Genomic DNA, 16,641 nt, shown 5'->3' with positions numbered 1-16,641 from the left:
CCACGGAGACATCCCATGCACAGCAACGAGAACCAGACGCCGCGCACCCTCGGCGACCTCACCTGGCACGACCACGCCGCGTGCGGCTCCACCGCCCACCACCAAGTCGATCCGGAAATCTTCTTCCCCGAGCCGGATGAGATGGATCGCATCCGCGCCGCCAAAGCACTGTGCGCACAGTGCCCCGTCCTCAACACCTGCCTCGACGCCGCCCTCGAAGGCGGCGACCGCGACGGCATCCGCGGCGGTATGACCGAAGAGGAGCGAGCGCCGCTGCACCGCAAGTTCCAGCACCGCCTCAACTTCGCCCGCGTGAACGCCGTCCTGGCCGGTCGCGACGTCCACCTCACCCAGGCCGAGCGCGAGGCTGTCGTCCGGGCTGCCTACCAGGCCGGTACCCCGGCTGAACAGCTCGCCCGGCTGCTCAAGGTCAGCAAGGAACACGCCCAGAAGCTCTACCGGGAAACCCGCCGCCAGATCCGCAACCGCGCGGTCGACCAGCAGAAGACGGCGAGCAAGAGGAACAAGGGCAAGAAGGAGCCCAAGAGCCAGACCACGGTGCTCAAGGAATCCAGGACGAACACCTCCCGCGACGACCTCGGGACGGCCGCGTGAAGCACATCGCGCCGCTACCAGCGCGGATCACTGGCTGGGACCGGGCCGCCATAGTCGCCCTCGGCGGCGCCGGATGCGCCCTCTCCTACGACGCCCTGCAGCAGATGGCCGTCGCCATTCACATCCGCGGGTTCCTCACCTACGTCTTCCCCCTGGTGATCGACGGCTTCATCGCCTACGGCGTGCGCGCCCTGCTGGTCCTGCGCAGCGCATCGCTCGCCGCCCGCTGCTACGTCTGGATGTTGTTCGGCACCGCGACGGCCGCGAGCATCTGGGCGAACTCCCTGCACGCCGTGCGCCTCAACCAACAGCAGCCGCAAGGCTCGGGGCTTCGACTCGGCGACGTCACCGTCGGCATCCTGTCCACCCTCGCCCCGCTCGCCTTGGCGGGAGCCGTCCACCTGTACATCCTCATCGCCCGGCGGGTCACCAAACCCGCCCTCCCCGGACAGCCGGACACCTCCAGCGTCCGAACTGACCGGGTCACCGCTGACCGCCGGGACACCCCCGTCGGCCAGGCCGAGCACCGGCCGGCCCCGGTCACCTCCGGACACCCAGCAGCGCTGTCCGCCCCGGAGACCAACCGCCCGGCGGTCACCGTCAGCCATGACACCCGGGAGACCGCTGCCCGGGCCGAGGTGTCCGGACAGCAGGAGGACCTGGCCGAGCCGGAGTCTGAGCACGATGGCCGAACCGCTGACCTGGGCGGACAACCGGCCACCAGACACGCCTCGGTCACCCGCCTCCACCCGGCCGGCACGCCCGCCGCAGAGCCGGAGGCTCATCCGGTCACTGCTCCGGAGACCTCGGACAACGGCACCCCGGACACCGATCCGGTGACCGACAACCTCCTGCTGATCGCCCGCCAGGCAGTCACCGAGGCGGGGAAGGCCACCCGCCAGGTTGTCGCGGACGCCATCCGCGGACAGAACCTCCCGCTCGCCAACGACCGACTGACCGACCTGATGCAACTGCTCCGCGCCGAGGCCAACGAGGGCTCGGCCACCAGGACGGGCTGACCGAACGAGCCACGCCGAGCGGGTGACCCGGCCGACCTGCACCGCCGGGTCACCCGCTCCCACGCACCACACCATCGACCTCTCCACACAGCGGAGGCACCACGATGCGCACCACATCGGCTACCCACGCCGAGGCTGACGCCTGGATCACCGTCCTTCGCGACCACGGACACCTCCACCGCGCCGAACCAGGGCCCAACGGGAGCTGGACCGTCCAGCGAACGCCGGCAAGCACACCCCGAACCCTCCACCACCCGGTCCTCGCGCTCGACTACGTCGCTGAGGTCCTCCGCGACGTACGCGGCCACACCGCGGAGAAGCCCCGATGACCCCCTCCGAACCGTCCGGCACCACCCCTGAACTGCAGCAATTCCACTGCCCGGCACGATGCCGAGCAAGCTGTACCTTGCGAAACTCCTCCGCAGCCACGGGCAGCGGAGGAGTTTCGCAAGGGCATGCCACCGCCTCCCAAGAGGCGGGGGAGGTCCGGCACCAGGGGGTGCCGGACCCAGAGGCTGCGACCGAGGGCGGATCGCAGCCAGGAGCGGAAGAACCGCCGCCCGCCGCGACGCGTACGCGCCCTCGCCTCCGTCAGAGCGTGCACCGCGACCAAGTCCGCAGCGTCCGCCTGACCCAAGACGAACTCGACACCGTCAAGCGCGCCGCCGAAGCCGTCGGTCTGAAGACCGCCGGGTTCCTCGCTGACGCCGCGGTCGCGGTCGCCCAGGCCCAAGGCGGTCCGAAGACATGGCTGTTGGACCAGCGCGGCCGGGTGGAAGAACTGATGGCCGCCAGCGCACAGCTCGCCCGCGCCGGCAACAACCTCAACCAGGTTGCCCGCGTGCTCAACTCCGGCGGTCAGGCTGATTACGCGGACGAGGCGGTCGCCCGAGTCCTGCGTGCCGCCGCCCGCATCGAAGCCGCCGCCATCGAGATGGCGAGGCGCTGAGGCGTGGTCCCCGACATCTCCACCGGCAGCCGCACGTACGGACTACTCAACTACCTCTACGGGCCCGGCCGCAGGGACGAACACACCGACCCACACCTCGTCGCGTCCTGGATGCCGGGTCTCGCCCCCGACCCCGGGCGAGACCCGGCCGCCACCCTCAAACAGCTCACCGACCGGCTCGACCTCCCCGTCCTCGCTCTCTCGAAGAACCGCCGCCCGGCCCAGCACGTCTGGCACTGCCCCGTACGAACCGCCCCCGGCGACCGCCGCCTCACCGACCCCGAATGGGCGGAAGTCGCCCGCCGCATCGTCCACGCCACCGGCATAGCCGAAGACGGCGACGAGAAGGCATGCCGCTGGGTCGCCGTACGCCACGCAGACGACCACATCCACCTCGTCGCCACCCTCGTCCGCGTAGACGGCCGACGACCCCGCCGCCACCAGGACGGCATCCGCGCCCAGGCCGAATGCCGAAAGATCGAAGCCGAGTTCGGCCTGCAGATTCTCAACGCCGGTGACCGCACAGCAGCCCAGCGCCCCACCAGCGCCGAACGCTCAAAGGCCGAACGAACCGGGCGTACCGAAACACCCCGCGAAACCCTGCGCGAATCCGTACGCCAGGCCCTGGCCGGAGCCTCCGACGAGGACGAGTTCTTCCGCCGCCTCGCCGAGACCGGCCTCCGGGTCGACAAGCGCATCGCCCCCTCCGGCGACACCATCGGATACAAGGTCGCCCTCCCCGGCGACCGCAACCGCGACGGCGAACCGGTCTGGTTCTCCGGCTCCAAGCTCGCCTCGGATCTCTCCCTGCCCAAGATCCGGCAACGCCTCGACGCCGGGCCCATCGACGACGAGCCCGCTCGCGACCGCCAGCCCGAGGAACGCGGCGGCCGACCAGCCCGTGCACGCCGCGACGCAACCCACGTCGCCGAGCGCGCCGCATCCGCACTCAGCGGGGACGACGGCGAAGACGCTGCCGCGCAGCTGGTCGGCGTCGGCGAGCTGCTCGACGCGGTAGCGCAAACCGCACCGGCCTCCACCCGCAAGGAGCTGGGCGAGGCAGCCCGCGCCTTCGAGCGCGCGACCCGATCCCATATCCGTGCCGAGCGCGTCGACAACCGCGCCATCCGCTCCGCCGCGCACGGCATCATCCGCGCTGGCAACGCGCTTGGCAGGGGCGAGGACGGTGGCGCCACGGCAATGCTCCTGTCCACCATGGTCCTGGTGACCATCGCCGCAGTTCGTTGGCACTCCGCCCGCGGTCACGCTCAGCAGGCCGCCGCTGCCCAGCAAGCCGCCCAACATCTCCGGGCCGCCTACCGAACCGCTGCGACCGTCCCCATGAATGCCATGCGTGAGCAGGGCCGACGTCTGCCTGCACCCGTACGAAACCGGTACGCCGACACCGTCGCAGCCACGCTCCCCGACCAGGCCGACCATGTGCTCCGCGAGCCGGGCTGGGATGCCCTCGCTGCCACTCTGGACCAGGCCGAGCGAGCCGGCCACGACCCCGCCGCCCTCCTCAAAGAGGCGATCGAGTGGCGAGAGCTGGACACCGCCGACAACGTCACCGACGTACTCGTCTGGCGGCTGCGACGCCTCGGCAATCTGCCAGCGACCGTGACCCCACCCCGCGCGCGTGACGGCCGAAAGGCGCCTCCGACTGAAGCCCGCGCGGTGCGGCCAACGCCGAGCGCGCCTCCATCTCACGCAGCGCAGCTCGATCCGCGTATGCGTTCGCCGAGGCGCTGACCTGCACAGCAAAGGGGGGAGGCCGGACACATGACACCAGCCTCTGTTAGCGCTGATCGGAGAGACAAGAAGGAGACGATGCGGATGCTGAGCGAGGACGCCCCCTCCGATGACCCGCTGGTGCGTCTCCAAGCCGAGACACAGCCGCCCTGCCACGTGCACCTCTGTTGCGTCACGCACCCAGAGGAATCCGGCGGCGGTTTACCCCAGAACCATGGTGCAGGTCCCGATCTCGTCGAGCTATGAGGGGCGTTGGGGTTTGGGGCCAACTCGGTTGCTGAGTTCATTGACGGTGCTGTCGGCGATATCGCGTCACTACGACGCACCAGACGCAGCCATACGCTCAACGGCACGTCGATGCTCAGGAACTGCTCGATGGAAGCCCATGAATCCGCTGACGTCCAGCATCTGCTGCGGCCGCAACTGCCACTGGTAAGCCTCACGTTCCCAACCACCAGCTTCTCGGCTGTCGCCCGTCTCTCGGGCGAATTGGAGGCTCTTCGTCGGTTGCTCCCCGTATGCTCCCAGTCGACATTTGGCCAGGCCAGACCCGTGATGAAACAGACCGCTCAGCTAATTGTTCCGGCCCACTTGACGCCCTAAGCTCTTTCTGCTGTGCGTCCACAGTGATCATTGGCCTGCACCACCACCGGGGGGAAGCGCATGACCTACGACCAGGATTGGGACCGTCGGCTCAATCCGTTCCGCTACAACGAGGACGGATCGCTCACTGATGCCGCCAAGCGGCAGAACGTGACGATGGAGCTCAACTCCGCTGGGGGCAACGGAGGCGGAGGCGCAGGGAGTGGGGGCCGACAGACATCGGTCCATACGGCCGCACTGACCAAGGCCGCCAAGGCGGTGGAGGAACTGCGGGGTGATACCGACAAGGTGGATCAGCACGCCCTGTCAGCTACCGACGTCGCGTCAAGTGGGCTGCACGGCTGGCAGACCGACGACGGGTTGTTCAGGATGCACAGGCGCTGGGCGGGGGAGGCCGTTCACCTCAGCACGATGCTGTCCGAGGCATACATGAAGCTGCACAACACCAGCGTGTCGTATGAGCAGACTGATCACGCCGAGAAGTCCAGGATGGACGCGCTCGACGGTGGGAGGAGCTGATCATGGTCACTTTCTCCGACCTCCTCCATGCCGACCTCGGGAAGCTCCAGGCAGCGGCGGACGAGTGGAAGCTGCTACCGAAGAAATACCAGGGACTGCAAGAGCACTTCGAGGCCCGTGTCACCAAGCCCCTGAAGTCCGATTGGCAAGGGCATGCCGCCGACCAGGCGCAAGAGTCGCTTACCAAGATCAAGAAGCAGTACGGTGCCGCAGCAGAAGAGGCACAAGCCATTGCGACGCTGTTGCTCGACGCCCATTCGGAGTTCAGCGCGGCACAGAAGAAGCTTCGCCGGATCATGGATGAGGATGCGCCGGCTGAGAAGCTCGAAGTGTTGGATAACGGCACGGTCATCGATGTTGATCTCGATAACCAAGGCACCACCGAGGCATATCGTGATGCCTTCCTCCCGGAACGCAAGGCCGCGGTCGATGCGATGCAGAAGCGTATCGAGAAGGTCTTGAGGGAGGCTACCGCTGCGGACGAAGCTGCGGACTGGGCGCTACGCCAGGACTCCAACGGTAAGAATAGCGACTCGTTTAACAAGAACATCTATACTTCGTTGGACTCGGCGCGGGACGCCAAGAAGGATATGACCGAGGCGCTCAGGCTCACCAAAAAAGGCGAAGACCTGACCAACGATGAGCTGGGCCGGTTGGGGAAGCTTCTTTCAAAGCGCAAGAATGACATGGTCTTTGCGGAGAAGTTCGCTCTCTCGATGGGTCCGAAGGGTGCGCTCGAATTCTGGCGTGAGGCGTCAGGGCCGAACTCCGGAGAGCGAGGTGGCGAGCGTAACGCGGCTCTCAAGCAGTTGCAGGCCGGCCTCGGCTCCACACTCGGCATCGCCACACAGAGCGAAAGTGCGGCGATGGACGGTTGGAAGGAGAAGATGCGGGCGCTCGGGCCGCAGATGATCGATCCGGGAGGGATCGGCGGGCCGAGTGCCAAGGGCTACCAGTTGATGAGCAGCCTCATGCGAAGCGGTAGCTACGACAGCGATTTCCTCCATGACTACGGCCGAGACCTCCTGAGCTACGAGAAGACCAGAAGCCCATCGACTCCAAGGGAGTTGTGGGCTCCGGACTCCACCATGCCGAGGATCGACTACTCGGGAGACGGGCCGGGCGCCGACCCCATGACGGGCTACATGGATGCACTGAGCAAGAATCCCGAAGCCGCAACCGGGTTCTTGGACCCCGGCGAGCCGCGCGAGAACGGCAATCTCAAGTATCTCGTGGATGACCGAGAGTGGGTAGAGGACGGCTTCGACAAGAAGACCGGCCAGGGTTCGCTGGCACTGGCAATCGAAGCCGGCTCCACCGGGCATCAGCCGGGGCAGGAAGACGAGGTGCGCGAGCACACTGCATCGCAAGCCAGGATCATGCGTGACAGTATCAACATGCTCGACGGTGGCTCGAAGGACGAGAAGCTACCTGACGGCATGCATCGTCCGATCGCCAATGCCCTGGGCGACTACGTCTCCGACACGCAGGACGTGCTTTCGAACGTCAACGATGGATCAGCGCATCACGATGGAGAGAAAGCATCGGGGGTGTGGGCGGACAAGGAGACCGGACAAATGCGTATGGCCGTTGATCGGAATTCGTTGATCCGGGTCATGCGTGGGGTGTCGGACGATCCTGTGGCGTATCGTGCGCTCCAGGAGGCGCAAACCACCCATACGGCATACCAGTTGGCTGATATTCCTGCTGGAACTGGCGCGGACGAAGCCAAGAAAATGATGTCTGATGCCACTAAAGCAACGGGCGCCATCGATGCTATCCAAGGTGATGTCATCCTCGACCACCGCGACGAGGGACGCTCTGACCATAAGTGGTGGATAGCGAAGGCTGGATATCATGGGCTAGCCGAGGGAGCTAGCAAAATCCCTGTCGTTGGCTCCATCGCGGTGCGCCTCACTGATGTGGGTGCTGCCGCCTGGCAAGAGAAGATGGATGCCGATACCGATGCGCGCTCGGCCGAAGAGATCGCGGAGAACACACTCAACGGAAGCGCGGGCATGGGGGGGAAAGCCAGCATCAACGCGATGGTTGGCGAATTGTACGAGACGCGAGGAATTGGCGCTGATACGTCGGACGCAAACTTCGTCCAGCATGAACTGCAGGGCTTTTACGAGGATGGTCGTACCGATGTGCAAGATGTTCTTGGCCGAGGGAAGAACAACAACTGATGACCGCTGACGCAACGGAGGATCGCCGTATTGGTGACCCCGATCCTCGAGTAGTCCGCCGCGAGCGCAAGCGGTGGCTGATCGCCGTGGTCATCATCGTCGTGGTGGCGGTGCCCAGCATCTTCTATTTCAGCGGGGCGTATGACCGTTGGCAAGACGGTCGGAGCCTGGCCGACTCTTGCAGAGGCAGTGTTGACACCTCAGAGGTCAGGGAACTGCTAGGTGTTGACCGTTTGCGCGCGCACGATGTTGAAGTAGAGCAGGGAGCTATCCCGAGCTCAGGTCAGCTTCACAAGTGCTCCGTGCGTGACCCCGATGCCGGCGGATGGCTATCAGTGGGACTGGACTGGAGTTCCGGTGCGGCGGGGGCGCTTCACGACTTTAATGAATTCGTTCCGTACGGTGACGTGGGGATGGCGATTCCGCTCGGCCACGGATGGCAAGGCGTGATGGATGAGGGGCACGCGGGTCAAGATCTCGTTGCCACAGTCAACATGCCCTGCACAAATCACCGTAGCGATCCAAAGCGTTCCTCCCTGATCGTCACGGTGAAGGGGATGGCTATGCGATCAGTGGACGGAGCCACCCAGCGCGCGCGGTTCGCCCGCACGACGGTGAAGACGGCGCAGAACGCAGCCAAGGCATGGGGATGTACTACTGTTCCTGGGGGCGCCATCGATCGGGTGCCGGACAACACTGCGCACTCGATCATATCGGGTAAGGCTCGCGGGACTTGTGCGGGCATCGAAGAGGCTGTCCGCGAGAGCGTCACAGATTCGAAATCTCCGATCGAGAATTGCTATTACGTCGCGGAATCAAGTTCTGTCCACAATCGCGTCAGCGCCTTCTACGGTCCCTTTGCTCCGGCGCTGCGGGAACAGCTCGGCTATGATGATGAATACGATCCGTGGAAGCCTGCCGGCCGTAAGGGCGATGCATTCTGGGCTTCGGCGCAGTGTCCTTCCGGTAGTCGGGCGTTGTACATCACGACCCGACCGGTAGACCACAATAACTACGACTCGGACCCAAGCGAGAAGGTAGAAAGGGCCGCACTGAAGGAGTTCGCTACCCGGTCCGCTAAGCGCCACGGCTGCACTGATCTCAAATTGCCGTGAAGAGGGCCACCAGGCGCGGTGTCACCACGCAGGGCGGAGATTGAGTGGTTGTCTCTGCGTCAATGTGCGAACACGTCACTCTGGCGCACAACGGGCGGACACGACATGCCGCCGTAGCCAAGTCGGCCAGATCCGGGTCGCTTTTAGGACAGATGCGCGATGCCTTCGTCCTTGCCAGGGCCACGGTTGACTGGGCGGTCTGACGGAGGGTTACATGAGTTCGCTATGGCGCGAGCGCCAGGCAGAGATCTAGCACGAGGCCGGGGGGATTTGGATGGCCGAGGGATATCGCGTCGATTTGAGCGCACTACAACAAGTCATTACGCGACTCAACTCGCTTGTGGACACCATGGATGGGGTCGGTGTCACGGCGGAGTACAAGACGGAGCTGCCCGAGGGATACCTGGGGCAGGGGTTCGCCGAGGAAGCTGGGCTCCGGGGTGCGCACGGCGAGCTGAAGCGGGACATCGCGGACATGGTCGCTGAGCTGAAGCGCATGATCGCCGCAGCTGGCAAGAATTCGGCGGCGGTGCACGACGGCTACGAGAGTCGTGAGCAAGAGGTCCGCGAATCAATGCGCTAAGTCGGAGCCACCGCTGGCTCGCGCATGTGGGCCGGCGCAGCGGGGAGGAATTGAGATGGGTAGCGGGGGCGGGCACAGCACCGACTTTTCAAGTATGACGCTTGAAAAGTTGAAGGCCATGGTGCGGGACGCGCAGCCGGACAAGGTCGATGAGATCGCCGACCACTGGATGCACGTGCATGACCAGATGGCCGGCGATGCTCCGGACGGAAGTGTGCGGGACCTGTTGGACAAGGCCGTGGCGGATGTCCTTGAGTACTGGCACGGAACCGCTGCGGACGCCTTTGCCGCGCGGGCCAGGATCTTGAGCAAGAGCCTCAAGAACGGCTCCCTGTACGCGAAGAACACGGCGCACACCCTGAAGGCCGCGGCAATCGACCTTCGAGAGGCTAAGCGGGCTGTCACCGAACTACAAGACACCGAGAGTGAGGTCAAAGACGGAAACGTGATCACGGCGGGAATCTCGTTCGTGAAAGATGGTGTGGACAAGGTAGGCGATGCCATGAGCCGTGACGACAGCGGACTGAAACACGACGTTTCCAAGGGCATGAACGCTGGCGACGCGCTGTCTAAGCATGCAGACACGCTCTCGCGCGGGCGGGAGATCGCCTTGCAGGCAGCCGCCCACATGGAGAAGCTCGGAGCCTCGTACAACCTTAAGGCAAAGAACCTGCAGGGCCCGCGGAAGATCGATCCGGGTGAGCCTGTCGCTGCGCCGGACTCGACGGTGCCCCCGCCAGATGTGGCAGCTGCCGTGGTTCCCGTTGTGGCCAGTCCCCGGAGAGCCGGACCGAGTTCGGGAGGCTGGAGGGCAGCCGGCGGTTCGTCGTCTGCGGGTGGTGGAGTTACTTCCCCGCGCCCTGGGCGGTCGGGCGGCGCTGCGGAGGATTCTGCCGGACCTGGAGCGCGTCCTTCCGCGCCGAAGGCACCGCTTCCTGGTACGGCGTTGGACGGGGTGCGTGGCGGTGTGCCCAACCCCACCAATTCTCCCAGCGCAGGCCCTGGCGGCGCGGTAATTGGCAGGAATCCCGGCGAATTCGGTCCGGGCCCTGGTGGGCCAGTTATGCCTCCTGGTGGTCAGCCACCGATTGGTGGCCGTGGTGCGCTGGGTGGCAGAGCGCCGCGTCCCGGCACGCCGGGCGTTCCGGGCAGTCGCGCAGGTTCGGGAAAATCCGCAGTGCCAGGCACCCCCGGCCAACCGGGCCAGGCAGGTCGACCGCCACTCGGCGGCGCCGGTGGTCCGGGTGCGTCTGGCAAGGGAGGAGGGCGCGGCCGTCAGGGAGGCTTCGCCCGACGACCTGGCGGTGTCGTCGGAGAGCCAAGCAAGCCAGCAGTGCCGGGGCGGGGCGTGCAAGGCGGCTCCGGTCTGCATCGCAGCCGCGGTGGCGCTCTGAACCGCGGTCCGGAAGGAGCATCTCGCGCTCGGGGGCCGATGGCCGTGCCGCCGCCTGGCGGGAGATCGGCCCGCGATGAACGGGAGAAGCGGGGGTCGTCGCGTCCCGACTACTTGGTCGAGGATGAGGACACCTGGGTTTCGCAGCGCGACGTTGTGCCCGGAGTTGTCGGTGTGTCGGCGTCTCAGGAGAACGACGACGCTGAGGTGCCAGAACAGCGAAGCCCCGAGACGGGGCCGGACAGTTCGGAAGGAAGCAGCAAGGCGTGACGCTCAAGCGATGGATGAGATCGGCAGGTGGGACGGCGCTGCTGTGCGTGGTCAGCCTCGCGCAGGTAGCGCCCCCAGCGGCCGCGGATTCCATTCGCGATCGTCAATGGACCTTGCCATCATTCGATGCGGATGGCATTGGGAAGGTTTCCACAGGTGGAGGAGTGACCGTCGCCGTCATCGACACCGGCGTCGACGGCACCCATCCCGATCTTGCGGGGAATGTGCTACCCGGCAAGGACTTTCTCAAGGGCGGTCGTGCGGACGGTGAGAAGGATAGCTCGCATGGCACCGGCATGGCCTCTCTGATCGCAGGGCATGGCCATGGGCCGGGAGGCACTGCGGGCATCAAGGGACTGGCCCCTGCGGCAAAGATCCTGCCTCTGCGCGCCATCACGGATAGCGAACTGCAAATGGGCACCGGCAAACCGGTCTCGCAGGCGATCCGCTACGCCGTTGATCACGGTGCATCGGTGATCAACCTGTCATTGGCGGATGACTTCAAGGACCCAGACATGGCCACCTCTGTCAGATATGCGCGGCAGAAGGACGCAGTCATCGTCGCCGGGGCCGGGAACGACGGAGTTGCCACGCCGGAATACCCCGCGAGCTTCCCAGGGGTCATCTCGGTGGGCGCCGTCGACTCCTCAGGGAATATCTGGGACAAGTCAAATTACGGGTCGAACAACATGCTCGCAGCGCCAGGCGTGGACATCCTTGGCGCGGGTCTGGACCACGAATACCGGAACGGCACAGGAACCTCCGACGCCACCGCCTACGTATCGGCCGCCGCCGCACTCCTCCGCTCGAAGTTCCCGGACCTCACAGCTGGCCAAATCGTCAACCGTCTCGTGAAGACAGCCAAGTTGCCGAAGTCCATGAAGGGAACGAGGCTCCCGGACAAGCACTACGGGTATGGCTTCATTCGCCCGTACAGTGCCCTGACCGAGGACATTCCCGTCGGTTCGAAGAACGGGCCGCTGCCCGCTCCGTCATCTTCCGCGCCCGACGCGGCAGCTGATCCTCCGGCCCCGGCCGATCCAGGCGCGTCTGCCAGCAAGGACAGGTCGGCGTACGTCATCTGGGGTGTCGTCGGCGTAGTGGTGCTCGGGCTCCTGGCCGTTGTGGCAGTTGTTGTTGTCAGGCGCCGGCGTCCTGTCGTGCCGCCGCCTTCGCCGTATGGCCAGCAGCAGCCTGGCCCGCCTTTCCAGCAGTAACCAGGCCCCGTTGGCAACCGTCACCATCAAGCGCCCTCCGCGCGCGACGCCTCCTGACTATCCCAAGGGCGACCTCCAACTGAAGGCGCCGCCCGTGCTGCCTGAGCACAAAGGGGAGCCTGTTGCGCTGATGCTGTTGCCGACGATGGCAATGGGCAGCAGTGCGGTCTATTTCTTCCTGCCTGGCTCTCCGCCGTTCATGAAGATCATGGGCGCCATCATGGCCGTCTCCGCCGTGGCCATGGGGATGACGCAGATTGTGCGTGCTCGCCGCGGCTCATCGTCGAGCGTGCGTGCGGCACGTCAGGACTATCTGAAGTATCTGGTCCGGACCCGTGAGGAGGTGCGGGATACCGCACGCGGTCAGCGGCTGGCTGAGTGCCGCACTTTCCCGGAGCCAGGCCAGCTGTGGGCTGTGATCGCCGACCGTAAGAGACTGTGGGAGCGGCGGCCCGAGGACGATGACTTCGGTCAGGTGCGGGTGGGGGTGGGCCCTCAGATGCTGGCGACCCGGCTCGTCGTGCCGCAGGCCGGGCCGGCAGAGGAGTGGGAGCCGCTGGCCGCGCATGCGCTGCAACGGTTCGTGAAGGCGTATGAGCAACTCGATGAACTGCCCATGGCGCTGTCCCTGCGTGCCTTGCCGTGGCTGACGATCCGGGGCCATGCCGACACAGTCCAGGGGGTCGCCCGTGCTGTGATCTGCCAATTGGCCGCTCTGCATGCGCCGGACGACCTGTGGCTAGCGGTGGTCGCAGCGCCGGGTGCAGTCCCGGAGTGGGACTGGATCAAGTGGTTGCCGCACGCACGTCCGGCCGAGCACGGCAATGGCGTTGGACGGCGCGGCCCCGGCCTGCTGATGTTTCCTTCGTTCGATGCCCTTGAGGAGGGGCTCGCTGAGCAGTTGGCTGCGCGCCATGAATGGTCGCCGGATGCCCAGCCGCTCCTGGACCGGCCGCACTTGGTGATTCTGCTGGACGTTGGGGCCACGGCGGGATCGCCGCTGACTACCGACCGAGACAGGTTCCAGGGCGTGACCGTCATTGAACTCGAATCGGCAGCTGGTGCCGAGCAGCAGCATCGGACGCGCGGAAGCAGATCCCGCGGAATCGATCGTCGACCGGGTCTGGCTGTCGAACCGAACACCCTCAGCCTCGTCTCCAGTGCCGGCTCCGTCTACACCGGCATTCCTGATGTCCTGACCGCGGTCGAAGCCACCGCGCTCGCTCGTGCCCTGGCACCCTTGCGCACCAGCGACGACGAGGACGAGGACCCGCTCCTGGGCAATCTGGGATTCACCGATCTGATGGGCATCGACGACCCCACAACCTTCGACCCACCCTCGACACAGCGGACCCCGCACGAGCGGCTGCGCGTGCCGCTCGGAGTCGACGGGGACGGCAACCCCGTCGTCCTCGATCTCAAGGAAGCCTCTCAAGGAGGCATGGGGCCGCACGGACTGTGCGTCGGCGCCACTGGATCGGGCAAGTCTGAGCTGCTGCGCACTTTGGTCCTTGGGCTCGCCACGACTCATAGTTCCGAGACCTTGAATTTCATTCTGGCGGACTTCAAGGGCGGAGCGACCTTCGCCGGCCTGGCTGACCTGCCGCACACAGCCGCCTTCATCAGCAATCTCGCCGAGGACCTCACCCTCGTCGACCGGATGCAGGACGCCCTCGCCGGCGAACTACTCCGCCGTCAGGAACTCCTGCGCGCCAGCGGCAACTTCGCCAATATCGGAGCCTATGAGAGAGCACGGATGGCGGGGGCACCGCTTCAGCCGTTGCCCACCCTGCTGATCATCCTGGATGAGTTCAGTGAACTGCTGACCGCCAGGCCCGAATTCATCGACATGTTCCTGCAGATCGGACGCATCGGCCGCTCTCTCGGCGTGCATCTATTGCTTGCCTCGCAACGTGTGGAGGAGGGCCGGCTACGCGGCTTGGACACCTACCTGTCCTACCGTCTGGTGATGCGGACCTTCTCGGCCGAAGAATCCCGGATCGCGCTCGGCGCACCGGACGCCTTCCACCTGCCCGCAGTCCCCGGTGCCGGAATTCTGAGCTGCGGCACAGAAGCCCCAATGCAATTCAAGGCCGCATACGTCTCCGGTCCGTACCGTCCCCGGCGCACGACGGCCTCCGGGCGTCGGGAAGACCTTTCACCGATGCTGTTCACTGCCGAGTCCGCCCTCGCCATTCCCGACTCATCTGTCCCTGGACAAGAGGAAGCCCCGCAAGACGGTGACGATACCGGCCCTTCCGTACTGGACGTTCTGGTGGGGCGCCTCCAGGATGAGGGGCCGCCGGCACCACAGGTCTGGCTTCCCCCGCTGGAAGATTCTCCTCTCCTCGGCGATCTGTTCCCCCCTCTCACCAGCACATCCGAACGGGGCCTGCACCCCGCCGAATGGCGGGAGATGTCACTGGTCGTCCCACTCGGCATCGCCGACATGCCATTCGAGCAACGCCGCGAAGTCCTCAAGCAGGACTTTTCCGGTCCGCAGGGCCACGCCGTGGTCATCGGCGGCCCGCGTTCGGGGAAGTCCACCTTGCTGCGCACCCTGGTCACAGCCTTCGCCCTGACGCACACACCACGCGAAGTGCAGTTCTACTGCCTGGACTTCGGGGGCGGCAGTCTGTCGTCCCTCGCTGATCTCCCGCACGTCGGGGGTGTGGCATCTCGGCTGGACGCGGCCAAGGCGCGACGGACCATCGCCGAGATACGGGAGATCCTCGACGAGCGGGAGGAGTTCTTCCGCAACCACCACATCGACTCCATCCGGACCTACCGCGGGCGGCGGGCCGTGGGTCATTACCCCGACCATCTGTGGGGCGATGTCTTCCTCGTCATCGATGGCTGGGGCACCTTCAAACGCGAGCACGAGCAGCTGATCCCCGACGTCGAGGCAATGGCCATTCGGGGCCTTGCCTTCGGCGTCCACCTCGTCCTTACCGCTGGCCGATACAACGAGATCCGCCCTGCCCTCAAGGACCAACTCAGCACCCGGCTGGAACTTCGGATGGCCGATCCCCTGGATTCCGAGCACGACCGCAAACGTGCCCGTAACGTGCCCGCATCCCGTCCCGGGCACGGCCTCGCCCGGGGCGGACTGCATTACGTCGCCGCCCTCCCGCAAGCCGCTGGCCTCGGTGCCACACAAGACCAGACAGACGGTGCCGCAAGCTCGGCCGATCTGATCGAGGCCATCGCAGCCAACTGGTCCGGCCAGGTGTGCCCGCCTGTGCGCATGCTCCCGGATTGCCTGCACGGCGACGCGCTTCCCAAAGCCAGCGAAACGCCTGACCTGGGCTTCGCTGTGGGCTTCGACGAAGTGGCCTTGGCCCCGGCCTATGTCGCCTTCGACAATGACCCGCTCCTCGTCATCTATGGCGAAAGCGAGTCCGGGAAGACCGCGCTTCTTCGTCTGCTCACCCGGCGTCTCGCCGAACGGCATCAGCCCCATGAAGCTCTGGCGATCGTCGGCGACTACCGACGCGCTCTGCATGGCCAACTCCCTCAGGACCATGTGCTGCACTACGCTCCTGCGTCGGCATCCCTCGAAGACGGCCTCAAGCGCCTCGTCCCGCTGCTGCAAGCTCGGATGCCATCCGCGGAGGTAACCGCCGAGCAGATGCGTGCCCGCAGTTGGTGGCACGGCCCTGAGATCTTCGTCGTCATTGACGACTACGACCTCGTCGCACTCCCGTCCGGCAATCCCCTCGAAGCGCTGGCCGAATATCTTCCCTATGCCCGAGACATCGGCCTCCGCGTGATCGTCGCCCGCAGCACCGCCGGCGCAGCCCGCACCTCCTTCGACCCGGTCACCAGACGCCTCAAGGAGCTCGGAGCAGCGGGCATCATCCTGTCCGGAGACCCCGACGAAGGACCACTGATCGGTAATTCCAAGGCCGTGGCCATGCCACCCGGACGGGCCCAGCTCATCACTCCCCGGCAGCGACCCCGCATCGTCCAAATCGGCTGGTACGCCCCCAGCTGAGGCAGTGGAGGCAGCCAGGCCCTCGATGTTCTGGTGGAGCTGTATGGGTCAGGCATACGCCAGACCGTCGGCGAGGTGTAGCACGTCGGTCGATACGGAGAGGGCAGCGTGAAAGCTGATGACCTCGCACACGGTGGGATGTATGGTCCTCCAGTTGAGCGTGACCGGCCTGTTGGGTCCCAACGCCGGTGCCCAGGGAGGCCAGTTGACGGGGGAGTCTAAGGGCGCGAGCTCCGCGCCCTCGGCAAAGGCGCGAGGACGGTGGCGCCATTGCCATGCTCCTGTCCACGATGGTGCTCGTCACCTGCGCCGCCGCTGGCACTCTGTCCGCGGTCACGCACAGCCGGCCGCCGCCGCTGCCCGGCAGACTGCTCAACATCTGTGTAGCGCCTACCGATCCGCTGGCGCTGCCTCTATGAA

11 protein-coding genes are annotated in these 16,641 nt (G+C 65.8%); all 11 read left to right on the top strand.

Going from position 1 to position 16,641, the window contains the following annotated elements; translation table 11 throughout:
- Window positions 1-15: 15 nt before the first annotated feature.
- Window positions 16-615: a WhiB family transcriptional regulator gene (locus tag ACZ55A_RS02820; RefSeq protein ID WP_148590981.1), complete on the top strand. Its 600-nt coding sequence runs from the start codon at window positions 16-18 to the stop codon at window positions 613-615.
- Window positions 612-1,634 (top strand): DUF2637 domain-containing protein, encoded by a 1,023-nt coding sequence (locus tag ACZ55A_RS02815; protein ID WP_468832092.1) that lies wholly within the window; start codon window positions 612-614, stop codon window positions 1,632-1,634. The genes ACZ55A_RS02820 and ACZ55A_RS02815 overlap by 4 nt, the downstream gene beginning before the upstream one ends.
- Window positions 1,635-1,738: 104 nt before the next feature.
- Window positions 1,739-1,963 carry a hypothetical protein gene (locus ACZ55A_RS02810; RefSeq protein ID WP_148590977.1) on the top strand — a complete coding sequence of 75 codons (225 nt, stop codon included), beginning with the start codon at window positions 1,739-1,741 and terminating at the stop codon, window positions 1,961-1,963.
- A 269-nt stretch (window positions 1,964-2,232) separates the two neighbouring features.
- Window positions 2,233-2,583 (top strand): plasmid mobilization protein, encoded by a 351-nt coding sequence (locus ACZ55A_RS02805; RefSeq protein WP_238572585.1) that lies wholly within the window; start codon window positions 2,233-2,235, stop codon window positions 2,581-2,583.
- 3 nt (window positions 2,584-2,586) lie between these two features.
- A complete protein-coding gene (locus tag ACZ55A_RS02800; RefSeq protein WP_468832083.1) occupies window positions 2,587-4,335 on the top strand; it encodes a relaxase/mobilization nuclease domain-containing protein in 1,749 nt (582 codons plus the stop codon).
- A gap of 663 nt (window positions 4,336-4,998) precedes the next feature.
- Window positions 4,999-5,457, top strand: coding sequence for a hypothetical protein (locus tag ACZ55A_RS02795; RefSeq protein ID WP_238572583.1), 459 nt, complete (start codon window positions 4,999-5,001; stop codon window positions 5,455-5,457).
- Window positions 5,458-5,459: 2 nt separating this feature from the next.
- Window positions 5,460-7,646 carry a hypothetical protein gene (locus ACZ55A_RS02790; protein ID WP_468832078.1) on the top strand — a complete coding sequence of 729 codons (2,187 nt, stop codon included), beginning with the start codon at window positions 5,460-5,462 and terminating at the stop codon, window positions 7,644-7,646.
- A complete protein-coding gene (locus ACZ55A_RS02785) occupies window positions 7,646-8,761 on the top strand; it encodes a hypothetical protein (protein ID WP_468832073.1) in 1,116 nt (371 codons plus the stop codon). The genes ACZ55A_RS02790 and ACZ55A_RS02785 overlap by 1 nt, the downstream gene beginning before the upstream one ends.
- A gap of 274 nt (window positions 8,762-9,035) precedes the next feature.
- Window positions 9,036-9,344 (top strand): hypothetical protein, encoded by a 309-nt coding sequence (locus tag ACZ55A_RS02780; protein WP_238572580.1) that lies wholly within the window; start codon window positions 9,036-9,038, stop codon window positions 9,342-9,344.
- 1,659 nt (window positions 9,345-11,003) lie between these two features.
- Window positions 11,004-12,224, top strand: coding sequence for a type VII secretion-associated serine protease mycosin (mycP, locus tag ACZ55A_RS02775; protein ID WP_466502215.1), 1,221 nt, complete (start codon window positions 11,004-11,006; stop codon window positions 12,222-12,224).
- Window positions 12,187-16,221, top strand: coding sequence for a type VII secretion protein EccCa (eccCa, locus tag ACZ55A_RS02770; RefSeq protein WP_468832064.1), 4,035 nt, complete (start codon window positions 12,187-12,189; stop codon window positions 16,219-16,221). The genes mycP and eccCa overlap by 38 nt, the downstream gene beginning before the upstream one ends.
- The last annotated feature ends 420 nt before the right edge of the window (window positions 16,222-16,641 follow it).

This window comes from Streptomyces sp. NPDC034111 (assembly GCF_055575375.1).
The sequence above is the reverse complement of the archived record's forward strand: the minus strand, read 5'-3'. Positions and strand labels throughout refer to the sequence as shown.

Bases quoted from the DNA above. Each gene is read 5' to 3' on its own strand.
- ACZ55A_RS02790 (WP_468832078.1), top strand. From the start codon at position 5,460: ATGGTCACTTTCTCCGACCTCCTCCATGCCGACCTCGGGAAGCTCCAG.
- ACZ55A_RS02795 (WP_238572583.1), top strand. From the start codon at position 4,999: ATGACCTACGACCAGGATTGGGACCGTCGGCTCAATCCGTTCCGCTAC.
- ACZ55A_RS02810 (WP_148590977.1), top strand. From the start codon at position 1,739: ATGCGCACCACATCGGCTACCCACGCCGAGGCTGACGCCTGGATCACC.
- ACZ55A_RS02820 (WP_148590981.1), top strand. From the start codon at position 16: ATGCACAGCAACGAGAACCAGACGCCGCGCACCCTCGGCGACCTCACC.
- ACZ55A_RS02780 (WP_238572580.1), top strand. From the start codon at position 9,036: ATGGCCGAGGGATATCGCGTCGATTTGAGCGCACTACAACAAGTCATT.
- eccCa (WP_468832064.1), top strand. From the start codon at position 12,187: ATGGCCAGCAGCAGCCTGGCCCGCCTTTCCAGCAGTAACCAGGCCCCG.
- ACZ55A_RS02785 (WP_468832073.1), top strand. From the start codon at position 7,646: ATGACCGCTGACGCAACGGAGGATCGCCGTATTGGTGACCCCGATCCT.